This is a genomic window from Herbiconiux dendrobii (genome assembly GCF_052048175.1).
Classification (GTDB): domain Bacteria; phylum Actinomycetota; class Actinomycetes; order Actinomycetales; family Microbacteriaceae; genus Herbiconiux.
In genome coordinates this window covers 212,931-236,506 of record NZ_JBLZQV010000001.1, presented here as the reverse complement: position 1 = coordinate 236,506, position 23,576 = coordinate 212,931, and the positions used below count along the sequence as shown (strand labels likewise).

25 protein-coding genes are annotated in these 23,576 nt (G+C 70.9%); 9 read left to right on the top strand and 16 right to left on the bottom strand.

What is annotated here, in order from left to right; genetic code table 11:
* Window positions 1–7: 7 nt before the first annotated feature.
* Both ACN4JJ_RS01115 and ACN4JJ_RS01110 read right to left on the bottom strand, forming a co-directional pair.
* Window positions 8–1,603 carry an ABC-F family ATP-binding cassette domain-containing protein gene (locus ACN4JJ_RS01115; RefSeq protein ID WP_440708063.1) on the bottom strand — a complete coding sequence of 532 codons (1,596 nt, stop codon included), beginning with the start codon at window positions 1,601–1,603 and terminating at the stop codon, window positions 8–10.
* Window positions 1,604–1,757: 154 nt separating this feature from the next.
* Window positions 1,758–2,852, bottom strand: a complete 1,095-nt coding sequence (locus tag ACN4JJ_RS01110; protein WP_440708062.1) for an SDR family oxidoreductase — start codon at window positions 2,850–2,852, stop codon at window positions 1,758–1,760.
* 101 nt (window positions 2,853–2,953) lie between these two features.
* Here ACN4JJ_RS01110 and ACN4JJ_RS01105 point away from each other — a divergent pair, with 101 nt between their 5' ends.
* The gene (locus ACN4JJ_RS01105) at window positions 2,954–3,811 is read left to right on the top strand and encodes a helix-turn-helix transcriptional regulator (RefSeq protein ID WP_440708061.1); all 858 of its coding nucleotides are present in this window, start codon (window positions 2,954–2,956) and stop codon (window positions 3,809–3,811) included.
* A 105-nt stretch (window positions 3,812–3,916) separates the two neighbouring features.
* A complete protein-coding gene (locus tag ACN4JJ_RS01100) occupies window positions 3,917–5,053 on the top strand; it encodes an NYN domain-containing protein (RefSeq protein ID WP_440708060.1) in 1,137 nt (378 codons plus the stop codon).
* 56 nt (window positions 5,054–5,109) lie between these two features.
* On the opposite strand, the gene ACN4JJ_RS01095 is transcribed toward ACN4JJ_RS01100, so the two are convergent.
* Window positions 5,110–6,021, bottom strand: a complete 912-nt coding sequence (locus tag ACN4JJ_RS01095; protein ID WP_440708059.1) for a cation diffusion facilitator family transporter — start codon at window positions 6,019–6,021, stop codon at window positions 5,110–5,112.
* A gap of 81 nt (window positions 6,022–6,102) precedes the next feature.
* On the opposite strand from ACN4JJ_RS01095, the gene ACN4JJ_RS01090 reads away from it, so the two are divergent.
* Window positions 6,103–6,807: an HAD family hydrolase gene (locus tag ACN4JJ_RS01090; protein ID WP_440708058.1), complete on the top strand. Its 705-nt coding sequence runs from the start codon at window positions 6,103–6,105 to the stop codon at window positions 6,805–6,807.
* A 37-nt stretch (window positions 6,808–6,844) separates the two neighbouring features.
* On the opposite strand, the gene ACN4JJ_RS01085 is transcribed toward ACN4JJ_RS01090, so the two are convergent.
* Window positions 6,845–7,117, bottom strand: a complete 273-nt coding sequence (locus ACN4JJ_RS01085) for a hypothetical protein (RefSeq protein ID WP_440708057.1) — start codon at window positions 7,115–7,117, stop codon at window positions 6,845–6,847.
* Window positions 7,118–7,336: 219 nt separating this feature from the next.
* Here ACN4JJ_RS01085 and ACN4JJ_RS01080 point away from each other — a divergent pair, with 219 nt between their 5' ends.
* From ACN4JJ_RS01080 to ACN4JJ_RS01070, 3 genes are read left to right on the top strand one after another with little or no spacing between them, the layout of a single operon-like run.
* Window positions 7,337–7,792, top strand: a complete 456-nt coding sequence (locus ACN4JJ_RS01080) for an SRPBCC family protein (protein WP_440708056.1) — start codon at window positions 7,337–7,339, stop codon at window positions 7,790–7,792.
* 23 nt (window positions 7,793–7,815) lie between these two features.
* Complete coding sequence (locus ACN4JJ_RS01075; RefSeq protein WP_440708055.1) at window positions 7,816–8,262, top strand: hypothetical protein; 447 nt, start codon at window positions 7,816–7,818, stop codon at window positions 8,260–8,262.
* Window positions 8,259–8,525 carry a DUF3253 domain-containing protein gene (locus ACN4JJ_RS01070; RefSeq protein ID WP_440708054.1) on the top strand — a complete coding sequence of 89 codons (267 nt, stop codon included), beginning with the start codon at window positions 8,259–8,261 and terminating at the stop codon, window positions 8,523–8,525. Before ACN4JJ_RS01075 ends, ACN4JJ_RS01070 begins: the two co-directional genes overlap by 4 nt.
* A gap of 42 nt (window positions 8,526–8,567) precedes the next feature.
* On the opposite strand, the gene ACN4JJ_RS01065 is transcribed toward ACN4JJ_RS01070, so the two are convergent.
* From ACN4JJ_RS01065 to ACN4JJ_RS01020, 10 genes are all read right to left on the bottom strand, one after another.
* Window positions 8,568–10,064: an NAD-dependent succinate-semialdehyde dehydrogenase gene (locus tag ACN4JJ_RS01065; protein ID WP_440708776.1), complete on the bottom strand. Its 1,497-nt coding sequence runs from the start codon at window positions 10,062–10,064 to the stop codon at window positions 8,568–8,570.
* Window positions 10,065–10,111: 47 nt separating this feature from the next.
* The gene (locus ACN4JJ_RS01060) at window positions 10,112–11,299 is read right to left on the bottom strand and encodes an iron-containing alcohol dehydrogenase family protein (RefSeq protein WP_440708053.1); all 1,188 of its coding nucleotides are present in this window, start codon (window positions 11,297–11,299) and stop codon (window positions 10,112–10,114) included.
* Window positions 11,296–12,291, bottom strand: coding sequence for an NAD(P)-dependent oxidoreductase (locus ACN4JJ_RS01055; RefSeq protein ID WP_440708775.1), 996 nt, complete (start codon window positions 12,289–12,291; stop codon window positions 11,296–11,298). The genes ACN4JJ_RS01060 and ACN4JJ_RS01055 overlap by 4 nt, the downstream gene beginning before the upstream one ends.
* Window positions 12,249–13,757: an aldehyde dehydrogenase gene (locus ACN4JJ_RS01050; RefSeq protein WP_440708052.1), complete on the bottom strand. Its 1,509-nt coding sequence runs from the start codon at window positions 13,755–13,757 to the stop codon at window positions 12,249–12,251. Before ACN4JJ_RS01050 ends, ACN4JJ_RS01055 begins: the two co-directional genes overlap by 43 nt.
* A gap of 45 nt (window positions 13,758–13,802) precedes the next feature.
* Window positions 13,803–14,906 carry a mandelate racemase/muconate lactonizing enzyme family protein gene (locus ACN4JJ_RS01045; protein WP_440708051.1) on the bottom strand — a complete coding sequence of 368 codons (1,104 nt, stop codon included), beginning with the start codon at window positions 14,904–14,906 and terminating at the stop codon, window positions 13,803–13,805.
* Window positions 14,907–14,909: 3 nt separating this feature from the next.
* Complete coding sequence (fae, locus tag ACN4JJ_RS01040) at window positions 14,910–15,434, bottom strand: formaldehyde-activating enzyme (protein ID WP_440708050.1); 525 nt, start codon at window positions 15,432–15,434, stop codon at window positions 14,910–14,912.
* The gene (locus ACN4JJ_RS01035) at window positions 15,435–16,376 is read right to left on the bottom strand and encodes a glycine betaine ABC transporter substrate-binding protein (protein WP_440708049.1); all 942 of its coding nucleotides are present in this window, start codon (window positions 16,374–16,376) and stop codon (window positions 15,435–15,437) included. It abuts the gene before it with no gap.
* Window positions 16,377–16,443: 67 nt separating this feature from the next.
* Window positions 16,444–17,235 carry an ABC transporter permease gene (locus tag ACN4JJ_RS01030; protein WP_440708048.1) on the bottom strand — a complete coding sequence of 264 codons (792 nt, stop codon included), beginning with the start codon at window positions 17,233–17,235 and terminating at the stop codon, window positions 16,444–16,446.
* Window positions 17,232–18,323: an ABC transporter ATP-binding protein gene (locus ACN4JJ_RS01025; RefSeq protein ID WP_440708047.1), complete on the bottom strand. Its 1,092-nt coding sequence runs from the start codon at window positions 18,321–18,323 to the stop codon at window positions 17,232–17,234. Before ACN4JJ_RS01025 ends, ACN4JJ_RS01030 begins: the two co-directional genes overlap by 4 nt.
* A gap of 1 nt (window position 18,324) precedes the next feature.
* Window positions 18,325–18,990, bottom strand: coding sequence for an ABC transporter permease (locus ACN4JJ_RS01020; RefSeq protein WP_440708046.1), 666 nt, complete (start codon window positions 18,988–18,990; stop codon window positions 18,325–18,327).
* Between the two features lie 137 nt (window positions 18,991–19,127).
* Between ACN4JJ_RS01020 and ACN4JJ_RS01015 the strand changes: the two genes are divergently transcribed.
* Together ACN4JJ_RS01015 and ACN4JJ_RS01010 are read left to right on the top strand one after the other, a co-directional pair.
* On the top strand, window positions 19,128–19,985 hold the full coding sequence (locus ACN4JJ_RS01015; protein ID WP_440708045.1) for an IclR family transcriptional regulator: 858 nt from the start codon (window positions 19,128–19,130) through the stop codon (window positions 19,983–19,985).
* 109 nt (window positions 19,986–20,094) lie between these two features.
* The gene (locus ACN4JJ_RS01010; RefSeq protein ID WP_440708044.1) at window positions 20,095–20,931 is read left to right on the top strand and encodes an alpha/beta fold hydrolase; all 837 of its coding nucleotides are present in this window, start codon (window positions 20,095–20,097) and stop codon (window positions 20,929–20,931) included.
* Window positions 20,932–21,030: 99 nt separating this feature from the next.
* Here the strand turns inward: ACN4JJ_RS01010 and ACN4JJ_RS01005 are convergent, their stop codons facing one another.
* Window positions 21,031–21,288 (bottom strand): DUF3072 domain-containing protein, encoded by a 258-nt coding sequence (locus ACN4JJ_RS01005; protein WP_440708043.1) that lies wholly within the window; start codon window positions 21,286–21,288, stop codon window positions 21,031–21,033.
* Between the two features lie 77 nt (window positions 21,289–21,365).
* Here ACN4JJ_RS01005 and ACN4JJ_RS01000 point away from each other — a divergent pair, with 77 nt between their 5' ends.
* A complete protein-coding gene (locus ACN4JJ_RS01000; protein ID WP_440708042.1) occupies window positions 21,366–22,541 on the top strand; it encodes a zinc-dependent alcohol dehydrogenase in 1,176 nt (391 codons plus the stop codon).
* Between the two features lie 63 nt (window positions 22,542–22,604).
* Here ACN4JJ_RS01000 and ACN4JJ_RS00995 read toward each other — a convergent pair whose 3' ends face one another.
* Complete coding sequence (locus ACN4JJ_RS00995; protein ID WP_440708041.1) at window positions 22,605–23,513, bottom strand: SDR family oxidoreductase; 909 nt, start codon at window positions 23,511–23,513, stop codon at window positions 22,605–22,607.
* Window positions 23,514–23,576: the final 63 nt, after the last annotated feature.

Below are 23,576 nucleotides of genomic sequence, written 5' to 3'. Positions count from 1 at the left end.
GGCCGAGTCAGAGCGCGCCGCTCGCCGCCCGCTCCACGACGGTCGGGGTGTCGCCGAAGACGAGCAGGCGGTCGGCGAGCTTGTCGACGAAGAAGCGGTCGTGCGAGACCACGAGCACCGCACCCGGGAAGTGCACGAGGGCGCGCTCCATCACCTGGGTGCTCGTGATGTCGAGGTGGTTCGTGGGCTCGTCGAGCACGATCACGCCGGCACCCGAGAGCAGGCACTGCGCGATCGCGACGCGCGCCCGCTGGCCGCCGGAGAGGGTGCCGATCTTCTGCTGCAGGTCGGCATCCGAGAACTGCAGCATCGAGAGGAAGCGGCCGACGCTCTTCTTCGTGGCGCTGAAGGCGAGCGAGTCGGGGTAGGCGTTCACGGCGTGCCCGACGGTGTCGGTGAGGTCGAGCTCGGCATAGACCCGGTTGTACGACACGAAGCGCACACCCTTCGCCCAGCGCACCTGGCCGGCATCCGCCTCGGTCTCGCCGGTGAGCACGTCGAGCAGCGTCGACTTGCCGGAGCCGTTCGAGCCGAGCACCGCCACCCGGTCGCCGCGGTGCAGGCTGAAGGTGAGGTCTTCGAACAGCGGCTCGCCGCCGTCGAACGACTTGGTGAGCTTGACGACCTCGAGCAGGTCGTTGCTCACCCGCAGACCACCGTAGATGTCGGTGATGATCTGGTCGATCGGGCGAGGAGCCTGCCGCTTCTTGATGTCGGCCAGGCGGCGCGCCACCGCGTTGGCCGGGTTGCGGGCGGCCTCGCGGCGGGCGGTGGCGGCGGCCTGCTCGTAGGCCAGCAGCTCCTCCTCGTGCGCGAACTGCCGCTCGAGCATCTTCAGTCGCGACTGCTTCGCGTGCACGTAGGCGGAGTAGTCGCCCTCGTACTCCTGCAGCCGGTAGTTCTCGATCTCCACGATGCGCGTCACCACGCCGTCGAGGAACTGCCGGTCGTGCGACACCACCAGCACCGCGCCCTGATAGCGGCCGAGCCAGTTCTCGATCCACCGCACGCCGTCGAGGTCGAGGAAGTTCGTGGGCTCGTCCAGCAGCAGCACGTCGGGCGACTGCACCAGGATGCGGGCGAGCGCCGCCCGGTTGCGCCAGCCGCCCGAGAGCCGGTCGACGGGCAGCTCGCGCCGGGCCTGGTCGAAGCCGAGGCTGGTGAGCACCGTGTCGATCGTGTTCTCGAACGACCAGCCGTCGATCGCGTCCATCTTCTCGAACAGCTCGCCCTGCTCGGTGAGCAGCGCGGTCATCGCGTCGTCGTCCATCGGCGTGGCGAGCTGCTCGCCGATCGCGTCCAGCCGCGCCTGCGTCTCGTGCACGGCGGCGAAATGACCGCTCAGGATGTCCCGGATGCTGAGGTCTCCGTCGAGCTCGGAGAACTGCGAGAAGTAGCCGATGGTCGTGCCGAGCGTGACGTCGACCGTGCCGCTGGTGGGCTCCTGCCGCCCGAGCACCAGCTCGAGGAAGGTGGACTTGCCGGTGCCGTTCTTGCCGATCAGCCCGATCCGGTCCCCCGCCCGCAGCTTGAGGAACGCTTCTCGCAGAACGGGCCGCCCGTCGAACTCGATGCTCACGTCGTTCAGTCGGATCAGGCTCACGGATGTCCTCGGGTCGCGGATCGCCGGCCGTCGGGCCGACACTCCAGCCTACGTGGCGCATCCGGCTGCCCGACTCGAGCCCTCCCTGCGTCGACCCGTCACGTAGTGCCGTTATTCGCCCGCTGAAGCGGCATTACGTGACGGCTCGACGAGGTCAGTGGGGATCGGGGGAACTCGTGCCCGCGAGGGTGTCGGCCAGGAGGCTTCGGCCGGCGGCGGCGATGGCATCGGATGCGGGGCGGGCCTGCCAGCCCAGGATGCGCCGGGCCTTCTCGCTCGTGACGCGCCGGGCGTAGCCGAGGTCGGGAAGCATGGCGCGCGCCTGCGGCGAGGTCTCGGCAGACGCCCTCACCTCGGCGTCGGGGATGGATCGCGTCGGCACGCGCTCGGCCGCCGGTCCCAGCGCCTCGCGCAGCACCGCGCCGATCTCCGTCATCGGCAGCGCCGGGCCGCTGGAGAGCAGGAAACGCTCGCCCGCGGCATCCGGAACCGTCAGCGCCAGGAGGTGCGCCGCTGCCACGTCGCGCACGTCGACGACGGGGATCCACAGGTCGGGGACGCCCGGCATCGCGCCGCGCAGCAGGTTCTGCACGATGTGGTTCGCGCCCGAGACCTCGGTTCCCATCACCGGGCCCATCACCGCCACGGGGAGGATGGTGGTGAGGTGCAGCCCGCCGCCCTCCGCCGCGACGAAGTCCCAGGCGGCGCGTTCGGCCAGCGTCTTGCTGCGGCCGTAGGCGTCGGTTCCCGAGCCGTCGAGCACGGTCCAGTCGGCCTCGGTGAACACGTGGTCGGTGTGCGGGTGTCCCCAGCCGACCGCGTGGAAGGCCGAGGTGAGCACCACCCGGGCGACCCCCGCGTCCCGGGCCGCGCGCAGCACGCGCAGGGCACCCTCGCGCGCGGGCACGATGAGGTCGTCCTCGTTCTCGACGGCTCCCGGATGCACCGGGGAGGCCACGTGCAGCACGGCGTCGACACCGTCGACCGCGGCGGCCCAGCCCTCGTCACGCAGCAGGTCGGCCTCGGCGAAGCTCAGGGCCTCGCCGCGGGTCATGCCCGCCTCGGCGAGCACGGCGCGCACCGCCGCCTCCTTCGCCGGAGTGAGCGCGCGCACGGTGGTGCGGACGGTGTGGCCCTGCTCGAGCAGCTGCAGGATGCAGTGGCCGGCAATGAAGCCGGATCCGCCGGTGACGAGCACGGTCATCCGAACGGAGGCAGGGAGGGTGACGGGAGTGTCTGCGGAGGTCATGCCCCGAGCATCCGCCCGCCGCCGCGCGCCGGCCAGTCGTCCGGTTGTCGTAGGACTGACAGGCCCAGGACAACGGCGGCCGAGAGGCGCACACTGGAACAGTGCACGATGCCCGCGAGACCTCCGAGTTCGGCCGGATGCTGCGCCGCCGCCGCGATCAGGTCACGCCCGAAGCGGCGGGGCTCGGCACGGGCCGCCGCCGCCGCGCCCCCGGTCTGCGCCGCGAAGAACTCGCCGCCCTCGCCGGCATCTCGGCCGACTACCTCACCCGGCTCGAGCAGGGCCGCGCCACCAGCCCCTCGGCCCAAGTGGTGGAGGCGCTCGCCCGCGCTCTCCGCCTCGGCGACGCCGAGCGCGACCTGCTGTTCCGGCTGGCCGGCCACGCCGCCCCCGGTGCCGACGTCGTGCCCACCCGCATCGCCCCGAGCGTGCAGCGCCTGCTGGACCGGCTGGCGCACACCCCGGTGGCCGTCTTCGACGCCACCATGACCCTGATCGAGGCCAACGCCCCCTACGACGCCCTGATGGGCGAGACGAGGAACCAGCTCGGGATCGAACGCAATGCGGTGTGGCGCCATCTCGTCGGCCCCGGCAGTCGCGCGGTGCTCACTGCGGCCGAGAAGACCGAGCTGCAGACCCGGCTGGTGGGCGGCCTGCGGATGACCGCCGCCCGCTATCCGGCCGATCGCGGGGTCTCCCGCCTGGTCGCCGAACTCACCGCGCAGAGCCCGCTCTTCACCGAGCTGTGGGAGTCGGCGCCCGGGGATCCCACCCCCGATCCGGCCCGGCGCAAGGTGATCGCGCATCCGCTGGTCGGCGACATCGCGCTGGACTGCGACACCCTCGTGGTGGCCGCCGACGACCTGCGCCTCATGGTCTACACGGCCGAGCCGGGCACGCCCGACGCCGAACGCCTCGCCCTCGCGATCGTGCTCGGCACCCAGTCGCTCGTCGGCTGAGCGGCGCGCGGGCGCTCCCGAGTTGCCCCGACGCGGGCGTCACGGGAGACTGGAGGGCACGGATCGCACCCGAGTCTTCCGCCGCCGACAGCTGAGGAGCTCTCCTTGACCGAACCGAACGAACCCACCGATTCCCGCGTCGGGCTCTACATCGACTTCGACAACATCGTCATCTCGCGCTACCAGCAGCTGCACGGCCGCAACGCCTTCCAGCGCGACGGCATCCGCGACTTCGAGAAGAACGCCCCGGATGCCGACCCCGAGGTCGCCGCCCGGCTCGCGGCCGCCACGGTCGACTTCAACGCCGTGATCGACTTCGCCGCCTCGTTCGGCACCATCGTGGTGAACCGCGCGTACGCCGACTGGTCGGTGCCCGTGAACGCGAGCTACCAGCGCCAGCTCATGTCGCGCGCCGTCGACCTCACGCAGCTGTTCACCACCACCACCCGCGGCACCAAGAACGGCGCCGACATCCGCCTCGCCGTCGACGTGGTCGAAGACCTGTTCCGGCTGCCCGACCTCACGCACGTCATCATCGTGGCGGGCGACTCCGACTACATCGCGCTGGCCCAGAAGGCCAAGCGTCTCGGCCGCTTCGTGGTGGGCATCGGCGTGGCCGGCTCCACCAGCACCTCGCTCGCGGCGGCCTGCGACGAGTTCGAGGACTACGACTCGCTGCCGGGCATCGAGAAGATCGCCCCGGTCGCCGCCCCGCCCGCGGCCGCCTCCGCCGCCGCGCCTGCGAAGAAGACGGGGTCGCGCCGTAAGAGCAGTGCGGGCTCCGCAGCCGCCTCTACCGAGTCGACGGATGCCGCCTCCGCCGCCGCACCCGAGGCCCCCGCATCCGCTCCCGCCGAACCGGCCGCCGAGGAGGCGCCCACCGCGCCGAAGGCCACGCGTTCCCGCCGGGTCACCATCCCGACGTTCTCGCATACCGACGACATCGCGTTCGAGGAGCCCGAGCCCGCCGAGGACATCGACCCGCAGACCGTCGCCACCGAGCTGCTGAAGCGCGCACTGCAGATCGGCCACGCCAAGGGCGACGCCGACGAGTGGCTGAACACGGGCACGGTAAAGAACCAGATGCGCCGGATGGATCCGTCGTTCAACGAGAAGCCGCTCGGCTACCGCTCGTTCACCGACTTCCTCAGCTCGCGCGACGACATCGCCGAGCTCGACGAGAACGGCCCCTCGCGCCTGATCCGGCTGCGCACGAAGGCGGGCTCGGCGCCGCGCCGCTGAGCCGGCGGCGGGCCGGTGCCGGGCGCGGACCCGTCCGGCGCCGCCGGGCGCCGACCCTAGAACGCGAGCGAGGGCTCGTCGGCCACGGCGAGCGTCAGCACCGCTTTGCCGATCAGCTCCTCCGCCTGCTCGAGCTCGCCCTCGAGCCGCCGCAGCCGCTCGGCGACACCGTGCTCGGGCTGGTCGCCGACCAGGTCGACCGCGGCCACCAGGAACAGCTTCCCCGGCCCGCTGAACTCCAGGTACAGCGACGACACCCGTTCGATCTCCGCGTGCGCCAGCAGCGCCCGCCCCAGCCGCGCCCGGAACTCCTCGCTGGGCTGCGCCCCCAGCAGGTATCGGCGGTTGCGGCTGATCAGCAGCAGCGCCACGCCGCCGAGCAGCACGCCGATCGCGATCGAGCCGAGCGCATCCCACACCGGATCGCCCGTGGCCTGGTGCAGGCCGATGCCGGTCGCGGCGATCACCAGCCCGATCAGCGCCGCGGTGTCTTCGAAGAACACCGAGCGCAGCGTGGTGTTCGACCCGTTCACCACGTAGTCGAAGAAGCCGCGGCCGTAGCGGGCCGCGGTGTGCCGCCCCTGCCGGATCGACTGCAGCAGCGAGAAGCCCTCCAGCGCGAAGGCGACGGCCAGCACGATGTAGTTGAGTGTGTAGTCCTCCACCGCCTCGGGCGCCGACAGGCTCTGGATGCCGTGGTAGACCGACACGACCGCCCCGACGGTGAAGATGCCGAAGGCCGCGAACAGCGAGAAGATGTAGGCGTCGCGGCCGTAGCCGAGCGGATGCTCGCGATCGTGCTTCTTGCCGGCGCGCCGGTCGGCGATCAGCAGGAAGATCTCGTTGCCCGCATCCGCCCAGGAGTGAGCGGCCTCGGCGAGCATCGACGCCGACCCGGTGAGGCCCGCCACGACCGACTTCGCGAGGGCGACGAGGATGTTGGCGAGGAACGCGATGACGACGGTCATGCTCCGACGTTACGCCGCTGCCGCCGTCTCGCCGACACGGCCCCCGTGCCACCCGGCGCGATCGGTGCTTGAGTGACGAGGATGACCTCATCCCCGAAAGACACCCCTCCGGCCCTGCGCGCCGTGCTCTTCGACATCGACGGCACCCTGATCGACTCCAACTACCTGCACGTCGAGGCCTGGATGCGGGCGTTCGACGACGTGGGGGCCGAGGTCGACGCCTGGACCATCCACCGGTCGATCGGGCTCGACTCGGCCAAGCTGCTCGAGGCCGCGCTCGGCGATCGGCTCGACGAGCTGGGCGAGCGGGCGACGGATCGGCACACGGTGCACTACGAACCGCTCCAGGCGCGACTGCGGCCGTTCGCGGGAGCGCGCGAGCTGATCGCGGAGCTCGACGGACTGGGCCTTCGCGTGGTGCTCGCGACATCCGCTCCGCCCGAGGAGTTCGAGGTGCTGAGCCGCCGCCTCGACGTCGACGAGCATCTCTTCGAGGCCACCAATGCCGACGACGTCGAGACCGCCAAGCCCGAGCCCGACATCATCGTCTCGGCGCTGGAGAAGGCCGGGGTGACGGCCGATGAGGCCGTGATGATCGGCGACGCCCGCTGGGACGTGATCGCCGCCGACCGCGCCGGGGTGCGCACCATCGGCGTGCTCACCGGCGGCATCGGTGAGGAGGAACTGCGCGAGGCCGGTGCCGCGGAGGTGTACGCCGACGTGTCGGCCATCCTGAAGGCCCTTCGGGAGGTCGGTCCCCGCGTGCTGTCGGGCACGGAAGACTAGGGCCGGCGGCTCCGCGAGACAGGTGCGGGCGTGCCGCTCAGGAGACCGCGCGCAGGTGCGAGGTGGGCGCGCTCTCGCGGCTGGGCAGCTCGGCGGCGGCCACGGTCACCGACCACACGGTCTCCGGGGCGACCAGCAGCAGGTCGACCCCGCCCGAGTGCGAGAGGGGCAGCAGCTCGATCGAGCCGCCGCGCACGAGGGCGGTGGCGCCTCGCAGGAAGATGCCGGCCATCTCCTCGGTGGTGCGGTAGTGGGTCCCGTTGTGCTGCACGAGGTGGGTGAACACCCGCCGATCCGTCGCTCTGCTCATCGAGGTTCTCCTTAGTCGCACGGAGCCCATCCCGGGCACCGTATTCAGTTCACTCCCCCGGCCCGGAAACGACAGGGGATTGACAAACTGGTTGCCCTGGGGCAAGTACTGTTCACACAGCGGATCATCAGGCACAAGGGGGTGGCCGGATCGCGCAACGGGCGCAGGCTGGGATCAGGGCGGCAGGTGGCCGTCCACGAATCGAAGGACGCTATCCCCATGGCCCAGATCATCGAAACCATCGACGTCGACGTGCCCGTCAGCACCTCCTACAACCAGTGGACCCAGTTCGAATCCTTCCCGAACTTCCTCGACGAGGTGGAGTCGATCACCCAGACCGACGACACCCACAGCCACTGGAAGGTCAAGGTCGGCGGCGCCGAGCGCGAGTTCGACACCGTCATCACCGAGCAGCACCCCGACGAGCGCGTCGCCTGGACGAGCACCGGTGGCGACACCGAGCACGCCGGCGTCGTGACCTTCCACAAGCTCAGCGACACCACCTCGCGCGTGACCGTGCAGATCGACTGGGAGCCCGAGGGCCTCCTCGAGAAGGTCGGCTCCCTCGTCGGCGCCGGATCGCACGCCGTGAAGAAGGACCTGCAGAACTTCAAGGAGTTCATCGAGAAGCAGGGCACCGCCACCGGCGAATGGCGCGGAGACGTGCAGGCCTGAGCCGCGAGGGGCAGGCTGGGCGCATGGAACCCGCAGAGCGTGAGCAGCCCTCCCCCGAGCACCGGCGCCCCGACGGGGTGACGGATGCGACGGTGGCGGCGCTCGGCAAGCTCTCCGAGGCGCTGGAGGTCGTGGAGCAGGCCAGGGGCATGCTCTACGGCTTCCACCGCCTCACGGGCAAGGCCGACCTCACGCTCGGCGAGGCGGTCGACGCCCTCGAGGAGGCCGGTCACGCCGACCTCGCCGCGCGCATCCGGAGCGAGCTGATCGGGCTCAACGTGATCGACGGGCGCTGGACGTTCCAACTCGTCGAGGAGTATGACGACGGGTATTACGCCGCCCTCCGCTCGGCCGAGCGCGATGCGCGCGAGCACCTGGTGGGCGGGCGCCGCCACCTGTTCGAGGCGGAGATGAAAGAAGACCGGCGCAGTCACGGGCGCCCGGGGCACGAGGCGGTGCCGCCGGCATGACCGGCAGGTCGACGGAGACGGATGCCCGGCTGCGCGAGACCATCGGCGAACTGCTCGACGCCCGCGCACCGACTTCGAGCATCTGCCCCTCGGATGCCGCCCGCGCGGTCGGCGGCGACGACTGGCGCGACCTGATGGACGCCGCCCGCGCCGCCGCCCAGCACCTCGTGGAGCGCGGCGAGGTGGAGATCACCCAGCACGGCGAGGTGGTCCACCTCGCGACCGTGCGCGGGCCGATCCGCATCCGCCGCCCGCGCGCCTGAGCCGCCCGATCGGGCCGCCGGCGCTCGGACGACGCAGCCGCGCTACCGAGCTCCCCCGAAGGGATCGGCGATGCCCACGTAGGTGGTCTCGAGGTACTCCTCGATCCCCTCCGCCCCGCCTTCGCGGCCGAGGCCGGACTGCTTCACCCCGCCGAACGGCGCCGCCGGGTTGGACACGATCCCCGTGTTGAGTCCGAACATGCCCACCTCGAGCCGCTCCGCCAGCCGCAGACCCCGGGCGAGGTCGTTGGTGAAGGCGTACGCGACGAGGCCGAACTCGGTGTCGTTGGCGATGGCCACCGCCTCGTCCTCGGTGTCGAAGAGCACGATCGGCGCCACCGGCCCGAAGATCTCCTCGCGCAGGATGCCCGCACCACGTGGCACCTGCGTCAACACGGTCGGCTCGTAGAAGTACCCGGGCCCGGGCACGGCGTTGCCGCCCAGGGCCAGCACCGCCCCGTCGGCGAGCGCGCCGGTGACGAGCTCGTGCACCTTGTCCCGGGTCGCCTCGTCGACCAGCGGCCCGATCTTCGAGACGGGATCGGTGCCCCGCGCCACGGTGTGCGCGCGCATCCGCTCGGTCAGCCGGGCCGCGAACTCCTCGGCCACCGGGCGGTGCACCAGGATGCGGTTCGCCGCGGTGCAGGCCTCGCCGCCGTTGCGCAGCTTCGCCAGCATCGCGCCGTCGACCGCCCGGTCGAGATCGGCGTCGTCGAACACCAGCAGCGGTGCATTGCCGCCGAGTTCCATCGACACCCGCAGCACCTGCTCGGCCGCGTCGGCGATCAGGCGTCGGCCCACCTCCGTCGACCCGGTGAACGACAGCTTGCGCAAGCGCGGGTCGCGCACGAGCGGCCCGGTCACCCGGCCCGCGGAGGCGGTGGGGATGACGTTCAGCACACCGGCGGGCAGGCCCGCCTCGAGCAGCACCTGGGCGAACAGCAGCGCGGTGAGCGGGGTGAGGGCCGCGGGCTTCAGCACCATCGTGCAGCCGGCCGCGATCGCGGGCGCGATCTTGCGGGTGGCCATCGCGAGCGGGAAGTTCCACGGGGTGATGAACAGGCACGGACCCACCGGACGCTTGAGCACCAGCAGTCGACTCGAGCCGTCGGGTGCGGTCGCGTAGCGGCCGCCGATCCGCGCCGTCTCCTCCGAGAACCAGCGCAGGAACTCGGCACCGTACGCCACCTCGCCGCGCGCCTCGGCGAGCGGCTTGCCCATCTCCAGGGTCATCAGCAGAGCGAAGTCGTCGCGCCGCGCGGTCACCGCCTCGAAGGCACGGCGCAGGATCTCGGCGCGCTCACGGGGTGCCGTGCGGGCCCAGCCCTCCTGGGCGGCCACGGCGGCGTCGAGGGCGGCCCGGCCGTCCTCGGGCGTGGCCGAGGCGATCGTGAGCAGCAGCCCACCGGTCGAGGGGTCGTGCACGTCGAGGGTGCCGCCGTCGGAGGCCGGCCGCCACTCTCCCCCGATCAGCAGCCCCGTGGGCAGCGAGGCGAGCAGGCGCGCCTCGTCGGCCGGGGTCGGCTGCGGCCCCACCACGGGTCGGGTCACGGCAGCGGATGCGGTCGGGGTTGCGGATGCCCGGTTCACAGGGCGGCCTCCAAGATGCGCACGATGTCGCCGGCCGAGGGTTCGACCGGGTTGTTCACGGTCACGGCGTCGTCGAGCGTGTCCTGCGCGAGCGAAGCGAGGTCGCCCTCGGTCACGCCGAAGTCGCGCAGCCGGGCGGTCATGCCCACCGTGCGGGCGAGCACGGCCACCGCAGCGATCGCCGCATCCGCGTTGTCGGCCGGGGGCGCGTGCGTGTCACCCACCCCGAGCGCGAAGGCCAGCCGAGCGATCCGCTCCTCGCGGACGGCGCGGTTGAACCGCAGCACGTCCTCGATCACCATGCAGAGGGCCAGGCCGTGTGGGATGTCGAAGCGGCCGCCGAGCGGGTGCGCGATGCCGTGCACGAGGCCGAGACCGGTGTGCGAGAACCCCACCCCGGCGACGTGCGAGGCCAGCAGCAGCTGGGCCCGCGCCTCGAGGTCCGATCCGTCGGCCACCGCGCGCGGCAGGAACTCCGCGACCGTGGACACGACCTGCAGGGCGATGCCGTCGCTGTAGGGGTTCGCCCGCAGCGACAAGTACGACTCGACGGCGTGCGTGAGGGCATCCATCCCGGTGGCCGCCGTGGCCTTGGGCGGCAGACCCAGGGTGAGCTCGGGGTCGAGCACGGCGGCGCGCGCGAGGGCGGTGGAGGCACCCACGTAGAACTTGCGGTGGGTCTGCACGTCGGTCACCACACCGAAGGCGTTCACCTCGGCTCCGGTGCCGGCGGTGGTGGGCACGGCCACGATCGGCAGCGCGTCGTGCGCGAACTCCGAGCGGTAGTCGAGCTCCGCGCCGCGCTGCGGGTTCACCGCGCCCAGTGCGATGCCCTTGGCGGCATCCATCGACGAGCCACCGCCCACGGCCACGAGCGCGCCCACCCCGAGATCGCGCGCCTGGTCGCTGCCCGCGTCGATCGAGGTGGTGGTCGGGTTGGGCACGACGCCGTCGAAGACGTGCACCTGCAGGCCGGCGGCCTCCAGCGAGGCACGCACGGCGTCGACCACCGCTGAGGTGGCGAGGAAGGCATCCGTCACCACGAGGGCGCTCGTGGCCCCGGCGGCGGCGGTCACCGCACCCACCTCGCTCACCCGGCCGGCACCGAAGCGCGCGTAGGGCTTCGGGTCGAGGTCGAGCTGCATCGAGGCGAGCGGCTGGGGAAGCGGGGGCAGGATGCTCATGCGGCGGCCTCCTGCGAGACGGCGCCGTCGGCGGTCACGGGGGTGCGCCGCAGCGGGGCTCCGATGAGATCCTCGTACAGCTGCACCGGCGTCATCTCGCCCGCGCGGTCGCCGTACTGCGCCCGGGCCCGGCGGTACACCTGTTCCACCAGCGCGGAGAGCTCCGTGGGCACGCCCACCGAGCGCGCCAGGTCGATCGAGAGGCCCAGGTCTTTGCAGGCGAGGGCGATGGCGAAGCCCTCGTCGTAGTCGCCGTGGTCGAGGATCGAGAGCACGTCGTTCTCCACGAAGTTGCTGCGTGCCGGGCTCGCCACCAGCGCGGTGCGCAGCACCTCGAGGTCGACACCGGCCTTGACACCCACCGCGAGCACCTCCGCAGTGGCCACCAGGTGCGAGAACCAGAGCTGGTTGATCATGAGCTTCACGGCGTAGCCGGCGCCGGCGCCGCCCACGTGCAGGATGCGCTCGGGGTCGCCCATCGCCTCGAACACCGGACGCAGCCGCTCCACGTCGGCCGCCTCGCCGCCCACGAAGATCTGCAGCGTGCCGTTCGCCGCGCCCACCGACATCCCCGAGACGGGAGCGTCGAGGATGTGCAGGCCGCGGTGCGCCTCGGCGGCCCGCACCCGCTCGGCGGGCTCCGGCACCGAGGTGGACATGTCGACCCAGGTGCCGCCGTCGGCGATACCGGCCAGGATGCCGTCGGGGCCCTGCAGCACGGCATCGACGTGGCGGGGCGTCGGCAGCATCGTGATCACCACGTCGCTTTGCCGGGCCACCTCGGCCGGACTGTCGGCCCAGCGCGCGCCGCCGGCGAGGAGCGCTTCCGCCGGCTCCCGCCGGATGTCGTTCACCACGAGGGGGAAGCCGGCCTTCTGCAGGTTGCGGGTCATCCCGCCGCCCATGCTGCCGAGGCCGATGAAACCGACCGTGATCGGCTGCTGTTGTGTCATTTCCGGTGGTCTTTCGTTCGGGAATCGAGATTGATCCAGGTGGTCTTGAGAGCGGAGTAGGCGTCGAGGGCGTGCAGCGAGCGGTCGCGGCCCGATCCCGACTCCTTGAATCCGCCGAAGGGGGTGATGATGTCGGCCACGTCGAAGGTGTTCACCCAGACGGTGCCGGCCCGGAGGTCGCGGGCGGCGCGGTGCGCGGTGCCGATGTCGGCCGTCCACACCGAGGCGGCGAGTCCGTAGCGGCTCTCGTTCGCCACACGCACGCCCTCCTCGGCGTCCCGCACGGTCGTGACGGCCAGGGCGGGCCCGAAGATCTCCTCCTGACCGATGCGTCCGGCGTTGTCGACGCCGTCGAACACGGTCGGCTCCACATAGAAGCCGTCCTCCAGCCCGGCCGGCCGCAGCTGCGTTCCGCCGTGCACGGTCGCACCCTCCTCCTGGGCGACCGTGGTGTAGCCGAGTACCCGATCCAGCTGTGCACGGCTCGCGATGGTGCCGAGCTGGGTACGCTCGTCGAGCGGATCGCCCTGAACGAGCGATCGGCCCACGTCGAGCACCTTCTCCACGAGCTCGTCGTGCACACCCTCCTGCACCACCAGGCGGCTGCCGCCGTGGCAGGTCTGACCGGCGTTGTAGAAGATGCCCCAGGCGACGCTGGAGGCGCATTCGTCGATGTCGGGCACGTCGTCCAGCACCAGCTGGGCGCTCTTGCCGCCGAGCTCCAGGGCGACCTGCTTGCCGTTCGACTCCCCGGAGTACCGGAGGAAGCCGAGGCCGACGGCGGGCGATCCGGTGAAGGTGATCTTGTCGACCAGCGGATGCCGCCCCAGCGCCTGCCCGGCGACCGCACCGAGTCCGGGCACCACACTGAACACCCCGTCCGGCACCCCGGCCTCGGCGGCGAGCGCCGCGAGCCGGATCGCGGAGAGGCTCGTGTTCTCGGCCGGCTTCAGCACCACCGAGTTGCCGGCGGCGAGGGCCGGGGCGAACTTCCAGGCCGAGATGATGAGCGGGTAGTTCCACGGAACCACCGCCCCGATCACGCCCAGCGGCTCACGCCGCACGGTGGCCAGCGCATTCTCGGGAGTCGGCGCCACCTCGTCGTAGACCTTGTCCAACGCCTCCGCGTACCAGCGCACCGTGCGGGCCGCGCTCGGCACGTCCACTCGCAGGGCGTCTCCGATCGGATGTCCCGAGTCCAGCGACTCCAGCAGCGCCAGCTCGTCGAGATGCTCCAGCATCAGGTCGGACAGCCGCAGCAGAACCGCCTGCCGGTGCCGGCGGTCGGCGCGCGACCACACCCCCGACTCGAAGGTGCGGGATGCGGCCCGCACCGCGCGGTCGACGTCGGCCTCACCGGCCGCGGCCACCCGGGCGAGCAGGCTGCCGTCGCGCGGGGCGATGCTGTCGAAGACCGCTCCGTCGGCGGCAGCCGTGTAGGCACCGTCGATGAAGAGCCGGGTCTCGGGCGTGAGGGCCGCGGCGGCCGCGATCCAATCGGTCATGGTGGGGACTCCAGGGGTAGAGGAACAGGGCGGGAGAGGTGTCGGTCAGACCGTGTAGCGGGCGACCGCCGCGCGGTCGATCACCACGCCGAGACCGGGCGCATCCGGAACCCGCAGATCGCCGTGCTCGTCGATCATCAGGGGCTCCATGAAGAAGTCGCGGCGCTCGGGGGTCCAGCCGGGCGGGTCGAACGGGAACTCCAGGAACGGCCCCGCATCCACCCCCGCCGCCACGTGCAGGTTGGCCAGGAGGCCCAGTCCGTTGCTCCAGGTGTGCGGCGTGAAGCTGCGGTGCCGCAGGTTCGCCGACTCGGCCACCTGGCGGGCGCGGTACATGCCGACGGCGAGCGCGACGTCGGGCTGGTAGATGTCGAAGGCGTCGCCCTCGATCAGGGCCATCATCTCCGGCAGCGAGCGCACCATCTCGCCGCCCGCGATCTGGATGCCGGTCTGGGCGCGCACCCGCTGGGCACCGGCCACGTCGACCTGCGGCAGCGGCTCCTCGAGCCACAGCACGTCGAGTTCGGCGAGCTCGGCGGCGACCCGGTGCACGGCGGCCAGCGGGAGGGCGGCTTCGATGTCGCCCGACATCCGCCACATCTGGTTCAGGTCGACCATCAGGGCGAAGTCCGGGCCCACCGCCTCCCGGGTGGCCCGCACGGCGGCGACGCCCTCTGCCAGGCGGTTGCGGGCGATGCGGATCTTCATGGCCTTGAAGCCCAGCTCCCGCGCGGCGAGTGCCGACTCCGCCCTCGCCTCGGGCGACTTCAACTCTCCCGAGGAGGCGTAGGCCGGCAGCCGGTCGCGGGCGTTGCCGAAGAGCACGCTCACCGGAAGCCCCGCCACCTTGCCCACGATGTCCCAGAGCGCCGCCTCCAGCGGCCAGTAGCGGCCGCCGTGGAAGTTGATGGTCTCGATCCGGCGCACCTGGTTGAGCATCTGCAGCGGATCGGTGCCGAGGAACAGGTGCTCGTAGGCGGCGAAGCCGTCCATCGTGTCGCCCGAGCCGACGCCCGTCACGCCCTCGTCAGTCTCCACCTCTACGAGGGTGGCGTCGAAGGAGGTGCGGGGATCCGGATCCCAGGCCGCGCGGAAGGGCGGATCCAGCGGCAGGTTCAGCCGGGTGATCCGGATGGCGGTGATCTTCATGAGTCAGGCTTTCGGAGTGGAGGACTTCGGAGTGAAGAAGGGGTTGGACGGGGAGTGCCGGGCGGAGACGACCTCGGCGGCGGAGGGCAGGTCGCGCGATCCGTTCTCCAGGGCCGTGCGCACCGACAGCCGGTTGTTGGCGTACACGGTCTCGGCGTCGTCGGCGTCCGGATTCACCCACACCGCGGCGATGATCGCGTGCGAGTCGGCCTGCTCCGGCGTGATGATGCCGTCGGCGAGCGCGTCGGCCACACCGGCCGCGATGCCGGCCTGCGCCGGGCCCCAGATCAGCAACCCGTGCTCGTCGCCGGCCGGTGCGGCCTTGGTGACGAAGAGCGTGAGCGGCTTCACCGGGAGGGAGGGGCGCAGCACGGCGACGAACGGCACGTGGCCGGCGCTGGGTGTGGCGAGGGCGGTGGCCCAGGCGGTGCCCACCGGCCCGTCCCGGTGCCCGAAGACGGTGTTGACGTGCGCGGCGTTCACCCCCGCGCCCACGAAGCTCTCACCGAGCTGGACGGCCTCGACCATTCAGATCAGTCCCTGCTCGGTCAGCCACTCCTCGGCGATGTCGGCCGGGTCGTCGCCGTCGACATCGGCCTTCGCGTTGAGCTTCTGCATCTCCTCGGTGGTGAGCAGCGGCGACACCTCGCCGATCACATCGGCGATGGCCGGGTACTCGTCCAGCGTGCTCTGCTTGAGCGTGAAGGCGCCCTGGTAGACGGGGAAGAACTGCTTGTCGTCCTCCATCACGGTGAGGCCGAGCGAGGTGATGCGGCCGTCGGTGGCGAACACTTCGCCGAAGTTGCAGGTGTCGCCCTTGGCGGTGGTGCTGTAGATGACGCCGGTGTCCAGCAGGGACACGTTGGAGTCGGGCACCTCGATGCCGTACGCGGCCTTCAGGCCCGGCCAGCCGTCGTCGCGGGTGGAGAACTCGCTCTCGATGCAGAACGTCTGATCCTCCACCGGCAGCTTCGCCACGTCGCTGAGGGTCTTCACGCCGAGCTCCTTCGCCTTGTCGGAGAGGATGGCGAAGGCGTAGGTGTTGTTCAGCGGGGCCGGGTCGAGCCAGGCGATGCCGTTCGCGGCATCCGCCTCCTTGGTGGCCTCGAACTGGGCCTCTTCGCCCTTCACCGGGGTGGTGTTGCCGTTGTAGGTGATCCACGAGGTGCCGGTGTACTCCCAGTAGCCGAGGAACTGGTCGCTCTCCAGCGCCGCGCGCACGTTGGCCGAACCGACCACGGAGGTGTTGGCCTCGGTGTCGGCGCCGTGCGCGTTCAGCAGCTGGCTGGTGATGTGGGCCAGGATGTACTGCTCGGAGAAGTCCTTCGCGCCGATCTCGCCGCTGAGGCCCTTCAGCTCGTCGCCCTGGGATCCGGCGGCGGCGCCGCTGCCGCCTCCCGAGCATCCGGTGAGCGCGAGGGTGCCGGCGGCGACGACGCCGAGCAGGGTGAGGCCGAGTCTTTTGTTCATGGTTGTGCGTTCTTTCTGCTGAGTGGGTGGTGGAAGGGTCGGAGAGGGATGAGGAGGGGGGCCGAGATCAGACGCCCTTGGGGCGCAGCAGGTCTTCGGCGATACCGGCCAGCCAGTCGATGGCCAGAGCGATGCAGGAGACGATCACCGCGCCGGTGATGAGCACAGGGAAGCGCTGCAGCTTCAGACCGTTGACGATCATGTCGCCCAGGCCGCCGGCATTGATGAACGTGGCAACCGTGGCCACGCCCACCGCGAAGACGAGCGCGGTGCGCAGTCCGGCCAGGATGACGGGCACCGCGAGCGGCAGTTCGATCCTGCGCAGCACCTGGCCCGGGGTCATGCCCATGCCGCGGGCCGCCTCGGTGACGTTCGGATCCACCTGAGCGAGCCCGATCATCGTGTTCCGCAGCACGGGGAGGAAGGAGTACGCGACGATCGCGATCAGCGCGGTGGCGAATCCGATCTGCCAGATGATGGCGAGCAGGATGATGAACCCGATGGCCGGCGTCGCCTGGCCGATGTTCGCCAGGCCCAGGATGACGCCCCGCAGCGCTCGCGAACGGGTGCGGCTGGCGACGATGCCGATCGGGATCGCCAGCACCGCCACGAAGAACGAGGCGCCGATGGCCAGCTGCAGGTGCTCCTTGGTGCGCAGGAAGACGTACTCCGCGTTCAGGGTGCGCGCCATGATCGAGTCGATCTCGATGCTCTGGATCCAGAGGAAGAGCAGGGTGAGCACCACCACGATGGCGATGGGGGTGGCGATGCGCCGCAGGTTCCAGAACCGCACGCGGGTGCGTGGGCGCTCCTCCTCGGCCACGGCCTGCTCGCGATCGAGCACCGTCTGGAAGCTCATCGCACGGCCCCCGCATCGGCTCCGAGCACGGCCGAGATCTGCTCCATGCCGATCGAGGCGACGACCCGGCCGTCGGCATCCGTCACCCCGATGGCCGGCGTCCCGCTCAGCACCAGCGCGTCGAGGGCGTCGCGGAGCGTCTCGGCGGCCAGGACCGTGACGGGTCCGGATGCCGCCGAGGCCGCCCCGAGCGCCGCCTCGGTGACGGGGATGAGGGCGAGCCGCTTCAGCGCGGCGCCGTGCCCGATGAAGGAGGAGACGTAAGCGTTGGCCGGACTGCTCAGGATGTTCGCCGGGGTGTCGAACTGCTCGATCTTCGACTTCTCGCTCAGCACCGCGATCCGGTCGCCGAGCCGCACCGCCTCGTCGAAGTCGTGGGTGACGAAGATGATCGTCTTGCCGATGGTCTCCTGCAGGCGCAGGAACTCCTGCTGCAGCTTCTCGCGGGTGATCGGGTCGGTGGCGCCGAACGGCTCGTCCATCAGCATCACGGGCGGGTCGGCCGCGAGCGCCCTGGCCACGCCCACACGCTGCTGCTGACCGCCGGAGAGCTGCTTGGGGTAGCGCTTGGCGAACACGGCGGGATCGAGCTGCACGATCGAGAGCAGCTCGTCGATGCGGTCGGCGATGCGGCTTTTCGACCAGCCCAGGAGCTTCGGCACCACCGCGATGTTCTCGGCGATGGTCATGTGCGGGAAGAGGCCGATCTGCTGGATCACGTAGCCGATGTGCCGGCGCAGCTCGTTCGGGTCGAGGCTCAGCACCTCCCGGTCGTCGATTCGGATCGACCCCGAGCTCGGCTCGATGATGCGGTTGATCATCTTCATCGTGGTGGTCTTGCCGCAGCCGGACGGCCCGACGAACATGATCAGCTCCCCCGGCTTCACGTCCATCGAGAACCCCTCGACGGCGGCGGCCTCCTGGCCGGGGTAGATCTTGGTCACGTCCCGCAGCTCGATGTGCGCGCCGCTGGTGTTCTTCACGGTCGTGATGCCGGTCGTCGTGGCGATGCTGGCGGTGCGCGGCTGGGCGCCGAAGGGGCGGTCGCCGGCGGGGGAAGCGGGTGCGGAGCCATCGGGTGCGGTCATGTCAGGCACGCAGTCCTTTCGAGGTGGTGGTCGTGGTGACGAGGTTGAACAGGGCGTCGACCAGCAGGGCCAGGATGACGACGCAGACGGTGCCGGTGAGGGCGTAGTTGAGGGCGTTCTTGGAACCGAGCGAGCTGAGGCCCTGGAAGATCATCTGGCCGAGGCCCGGGCCGCCGACGTAGGCGCCGATGGCGGCGATGCCGATGGTGAGCTGGGCGGCGACCCGCACGCCGGTGAGGATCACCGGCCAGGCGATCGGCAGCTGGATGCTGAGCATCACTCGACCGGGGCTCATCCCCATCCCCTTGGCGCTCTCCATGATCGCGGGGGGCACCTCGCGCAGGCCGACGACGGTGTTCCGGATGATCGGCAGCAGCGAGTAGAGCGTGAGGCCGATCAGGGTGGGCGTCCAGCCCAGGCCGAACAGCGGGATCATCGCGGCCAGCAGGGCCAGCGACGGGATGGTGAGGATGACCGCGGCGCTCGTGACGGCGAGGCTGCGGCCGATGGGGCGGTTCCAGACGAGCAGCCCCACGCCGACGCCGACGATCGTGGCGAACAGCAGGGCGAGGAGGACGACCACGACGTGACCGACCGCGAGCGTGAGGATGTCGTCGTACCGCTTGGCCCAGAAGGCCAGCAGATCGGCGGGATCGAATCCGGTCACGGGGGTGCTCCTTGCTCGTCTTTGAGTCGGGTTCGCAGCGGGTTCGTCGACTGCGGTGACAGGGGGACTCTAAGCGTGGGGTTATCTTTTACGCAACACCGGTTGCGCATATGGCAACCGGTGACTAGCCTCGGGGCATGGCTTCTTCTCCCCCGCCCCGCCGCAACTCGGCCGGGCTGAAGCGCGATCTCGAGATCCTCGAGCTGCTCGGCTCCCCCGAGTCGGAGCAGAACGGCGGTCTCGGCGTCGTGCGGCTGGCCGAGCTCGTCGACCGCGACAAGGGCCAGGTCTCGCGCACCCTCGCCACCCTGGCCGATGCCGGACTGGTGGCGCGCGACCCGCAGACATTGAGCTACCGGCTCGGGTACCAGCTCTACGCGCTCGCTGCGCGCACGCTCGAATCCCGTCTCGTGCGCGAGTCGGCGCCCTTCCTTCGGCGTGTCGTCACCGCCACACACGAGACCGCGCACCTGTGCGTGCTGCGTGGCGACAACGTGCTCACACTCAGCAGTCAGCTGAGCGAATACGCCTTCCGCGGCATCGCCTGGGAGGGCGTGAGCGTGGCGGCTTGGCGCACCTCGGCCGGGCGGGTGCTGGTGAGCGACTGGGACGACGCCGACCTCGAGGGCTGGTACGAGGTGCACGGCCACGACCGCACCGTGGTGGGGCCGGTCTCCCCGGTGCTGCAGGATGCGGGAGGGCTCGCGCCCTCCGCCGAGGGGCGCCCTCTGATCGTCGACTATGCCAGCCTGCTCGACGAGGTGCATCGCATCCGCGCCCGGGGTTTCGCCACCGTCGACGAGGAGTTCGAGATGGGGGTGGTGGGGGCCTCCGCGCCGGTCTACGACTTCCGTGGCCGGATCGTGGCCGCCATCAACCTGAGCGCGCCCAAGACCCGCATCGGGCGGCATCTCGACCAGGTCGGAGCGCTGGTGGCCGAGGCGGCCGCGGGGCTCTCCCGTCACCTGGGGGCGCCGCCGAAGCCGGCGTCATAGTCCAGCACCCACCCGTCTGGCAAGCCCCGGCGATCAACCCGAACCGAAGTCGCGGGCGGGTCCGAATGATCCGTGAGCACCGCGAAGGCGGCGCAGAAGGGCACTACCCATGACTGAGATCACCGCGCACCACGGCATCCTGGGCGACACGAACCTGCACGTCGACGACACCGGCGGATCCGGACGCACCGTCGTCCTCATCCACGGCTGGCCGCTCTCGGGCGAGTCCTGGAAGGAGCAGGTGCCGGCGTTCGTCGAGGCCGGCTACCGCGTCGTCACCTACGACCGCCGCGGCTTCGGCCGCAGCGACAAGCCGCTCACCGGATACGGCTACGACACCCTCTCCGACGACCTCGAGGCCGTGCTCGCCGCGCTCGACCTGAACGACGTCACCCTCGTGGGCTTCTCGATGGGCGGCGGCGAGGTCGCCCGCTACGCCTCGCGGCACGGGGTGGGACGGCTGCACAGCGTCGTCTTCGCCTCGGCCGTGCCGCCGTACCTGCTGCACACGCCGGGCAACCCCGACGGCCCGCTCTCGGCCGGCGAAGCGGCGAAGATGACGGCCGCGCTGACGGCGAACAAGGACGCCTTCTTCGACGACTTCACGACCCAGTTCTTCTCGGTCGACGGAGAACTCGCGGTCACCGAGGAGCAGCGCCAGGAGGCGCTGGCCCTGGCCGAGCAGGCCTCCAAGCTGGCCGCGCTCGAGGCGATGGCGTCGTTCGCGAACACCGACTTCCGCGACGACCTGCCGGCGGTCACCGTTCCGACGCTCGTCATCCACGGCGACAGCGACGCGACCGTGCCCTTCGAGGGCTCGGGAGCGCGCACGCACGCCGCCATCCCGGGCTCCGAGCTGTACGTGGTGAAGGGCGCACCCCACGGTGTGAACGTGAGCCACGCCGCGGAGTGGAACAAGGCCGTGCTGGAGTTCCTCGCCAAGTAGCGCGTCCGCCACGAGGTGGCGGTCACAAGGCTGCGAACAACGACGACCGGGGCCGTCTAGGCCACCGGTCGTCGTTGTCTGCCGCCTACTTCGACCTGATTACTGGCCGCGGCCGGTCGCCTTCTGCAGGCGGTCGATGTGCTCCGAGGCCTCTGCCTTGGTGAGGTTGGCCGGAAGCTCCTCGCCGGCCTCGCGCAGGAGGGTGTCGAGGTAGCTCTTCTGAGGGCCGGTCATCGGCTCGTCGCCGGTCACCCAGTCCTCGGGATCCTTGCTCGCCGACTGCGCCGGGTCGGGCCCGGTGCCTCCCAGCATCTCCACGTCGTCGGTCGGGTTGCTGTCATCTCGGGGGTCGCTCATGCCGTGGAGCGTACGCCCCGTCCGGCCGGTATGGCGACCCCGTTGCCTGAGCGTCCTCCCCGGAGTAGGCCGAGAGCATGAGAGCTCTCACCTGGCAAGGCACCAAGAAGGTCACCGTCATCGATGTTCCGGATCCGGTGATCCACGATCCGACCGATGTGGTCATCCGCGTCACCTCCACCGCGATCTGCGGATCGGACCTGCACCTCTACGACGTGCTCGGCCCCTTCCTCGACAAGGACGACGTGCTGGGGCACGAGCCGATGGGCATCGTCGAGCAGGTGGGATCCGCGGTCGAGAAGCTCGCCGTGGGCGACCGGGTCGTCATCCCCTTCGTGATCGCCTGCGGCTACTGCCACATGTGCGAGCAGGGGCTCACCACGCAGTGCGAGACCACGCAGAACCGGGCCTCAGGCACCGGCGCCTCGCTCTACGGCTACACCGAGCTCTACGGATCGGTACCCGGCGGCCAGGCGGAGAAACTGCGGGTTCCGTTCGCCGACTTCAACGCCCTGAAGGTCGGCACCGAGCTGCCGGATGAGCGCTACCTGTTCCTCTCCGACATCCTGCCGACCGCCTGGCAGGGCGTGCAGTACGCCGAACTGCCCGACGACGGTGTGCTGGCCGTGATCGGCCTCGGTCCCGTGGGCCAGTTCGCCGCCCGCATCGGCGTTCACCTCGGGCACCGCGTGATCGCGGTCGACCCGGTGCCCGAGCGGCGCGCGATGGCCGAACGGCACGGCATCGAGACCCTCGACCTCACCGACGACGTGGCCGAGAAGCTGCGGGAGCTGACCGACGGGCGCGGCCCGCACTCGGTGATCGATGCCGTGGGCATGGAGGCGCACGGCAACCCCGGCGCGGCCTTCATGCAGGCCGCCGCGGGACTGCTGCCCGATCCGCTGGCCAAGAAGGTGGCCACCACCGCCGGCGTCGACCGGCTCTCCGCTCTGCTGCTCGCGCTGGACGCCGTGCGCCGAGGGGGCACGGTCTCGCTCAGCGGGGTCTACGCGGGTGCCGCCGATCCGATGCCGTTCATGTCGATGTTCGACAAGCAGATCACGCTCAAGATGGGGCAGTGCAACGTGCACCGGTGGCGCGACGAGATCCTGCCGCTGGTGGAAGACCCGGCCGATCCGCTGGGCATCGACGACCTCGTGACGCACCGGGTGTCGCTCGAGGAGGCGCCGGAGATGTACGAGCTGTTCAAGAACAAGGAGGACGGCTGCATCAAGGTGGTGCTGCAGCCCTGAGGATGCTGCCGGCGCGGGCTCCTCGGATGCCCGCGCCGGCTCACCCTACGGTGCCGGCATCGCCTACGGTGTCGGCATCGCGCCGTTCACGTTGAGCGTCTCGCCCGAGACGTAGCTGGACTCGGGTGAGGCGAGGAACACGTAGGCGGGCGCGAGCTCGGCGGGCTGGCCGGCGCGCTCGAAGGTGCTCTCGTCGTCGAAGGCCTCCATCTGCTCGTCGGAGACGCCGCCGGAGACCTGCAGCGCCGTCCAGGTGGGGCCGGGGGCGACCACGTTCACGCGGATGCCGCGTGGCGCCAGCTGCTGGGCCAGGCCCTTCGAGAGGTTGTTGATGGCCGCCTTCGTGGCGGCGTAGTCGAGACGGTCGGGTGCGGGCTTGTAGGCCTCCAGCGAGGCCGTGTTGATGATCGTGGAGCCCGGGCCGAGGTGGGGAACGGCGGCCTTGGTGATCCAGAAGTTCGCGAACACGTTGGTGCGGAAGGTCTGCTCGAACTGCTCGTCGGAGAGGTCTTCGAGGCGGTCGACCGCGATCTGCTTGCCCGCGTTGTTGACCAGGATGTCGAGCCCGCCGAGGCCGGCCACGGCATCCGTCACCAGGGCGCGGCAGTGCTCCGGGTCGGTGATGTCGCCCGGCAGGGAGATCGCGCGCCGGCCGGCCGCCTCGATCAGCTCGACGATGTGCCGGGCGTCCTCCTCCTCGTCGGGCAGGTAGGAGATGGCGACGTCGGCGCCCTCGCGGGCGAACGCGATGGCCACCGCCCCGCCGATGCCCGAGTCGCCGCCCGTGATGAGCGCCTTGCGGCCCTCGAGGCGGCCGAGGCCGCGGTAGCTGGTCTCGCCGAGGTCGGGAACCGGCGTCATCCGGTGCTGCACGGCCGGCTCGGGCTGGTGCTGCACGGGCGGTTCGACCCGGCCGTACCGCTTCACGGGGTCGTCGAAGGTGAACTGTCCGGCTGCATCGAGGTCGCTCATGCGGGCCACCGTACGCCGCCCGCCGCGCATCCGCTCGGCCGGCCGATCCGTCGATCGGGCAAT

Excerpts from the sequence above, each read along its gene's own strand:
- ACN4JJ_RS01110 (WP_440708062.1), bottom strand. The coding sequence starts at position 2,852 with ATGACCTCCGCAGACACTCCCGTCACCCTCCCTGCCTCCGTTCGGATG.
- ACN4JJ_RS01095 (WP_440708059.1), bottom strand. The coding sequence starts at position 6,021 with ATGACCGTCGTCATCGCGTTCCTCGCCAACATCCTCGTCGCCCTCGCG.
- ACN4JJ_RS01090 (WP_440708058.1), top strand. The coding sequence starts at position 6,103 with ATGACCTCATCCCCGAAAGACACCCCTCCGGCCCTGCGCGCCGTGCTC.
- ACN4JJ_RS01085 (WP_440708057.1), bottom strand. The coding sequence starts at position 7,117 with ATGAGCAGAGCGACGGATCGGCGGGTGTTCACCCACCTCGTGCAGCAC.
- ACN4JJ_RS01080 (WP_440708056.1), top strand. The coding sequence starts at position 7,337 with ATGGCCCAGATCATCGAAACCATCGACGTCGACGTGCCCGTCAGCACC.
- ACN4JJ_RS01075 (WP_440708055.1), top strand. The coding sequence starts at position 7,816 with ATGGAACCCGCAGAGCGTGAGCAGCCCTCCCCCGAGCACCGGCGCCCC.
- ACN4JJ_RS01070 (WP_440708054.1), top strand. The coding sequence starts at position 8,259 with ATGACCGGCAGGTCGACGGAGACGGATGCCCGGCTGCGCGAGACCATC.
- ACN4JJ_RS01060 (WP_440708053.1), bottom strand. The coding sequence starts at position 11,299 with ATGAGCATCCTGCCCCCGCTTCCCCAGCCGCTCGCCTCGATGCAGCTC.
- ACN4JJ_RS01050 (WP_440708052.1), bottom strand. The coding sequence starts at position 13,757 with ATGACCGATTGGATCGCGGCCGCCGCGGCCCTCACGCCCGAGACCCGG.
- ACN4JJ_RS01045 (WP_440708051.1), bottom strand. The coding sequence starts at position 14,906 with ATGAAGATCACCGCCATCCGGATCACCCGGCTGAACCTGCCGCTGGAT.
- fae (WP_440708050.1), bottom strand. The coding sequence starts at position 15,434 with ATGGTCGAGGCCGTCCAGCTCGGTGAGAGCTTCGTGGGCGCGGGGGTG.
- ACN4JJ_RS01035 (WP_440708049.1), bottom strand. The coding sequence starts at position 16,376 with ATGAACAAAAGACTCGGCCTCACCCTGCTCGGCGTCGTCGCCGCCGGC.
- ACN4JJ_RS01030 (WP_440708048.1), bottom strand. The coding sequence starts at position 17,235 with ATGAGCTTCCAGACGGTGCTCGATCGCGAGCAGGCCGTGGCCGAGGAG.
- ACN4JJ_RS01025 (WP_440708047.1), bottom strand. The coding sequence starts at position 18,323 with ATGACCGCACCCGATGGCTCCGCACCCGCTTCCCCCGCCGGCGACCGC.
- ACN4JJ_RS01015 (WP_440708045.1), top strand. The coding sequence starts at position 19,128 with ATGGCTTCTTCTCCCCCGCCCCGCCGCAACTCGGCCGGGCTGAAGCGC.
- ACN4JJ_RS01010 (WP_440708044.1), top strand. The coding sequence starts at position 20,095 with ATGACTGAGATCACCGCGCACCACGGCATCCTGGGCGACACGAACCTG.
- ACN4JJ_RS01005 (WP_440708043.1), bottom strand. The coding sequence starts at position 21,288 with ATGAGCGACCCCCGAGATGACAGCAACCCGACCGACGACGTGGAGATG.
- ACN4JJ_RS01000 (WP_440708042.1), top strand. The coding sequence starts at position 21,366 with ATGAGAGCTCTCACCTGGCAAGGCACCAAGAAGGTCACCGTCATCGAT.
- ACN4JJ_RS00995 (WP_440708041.1), bottom strand. The coding sequence starts at position 23,513 with ATGAGCGACCTCGATGCAGCCGGACAGTTCACCTTCGACGACCCCGTG.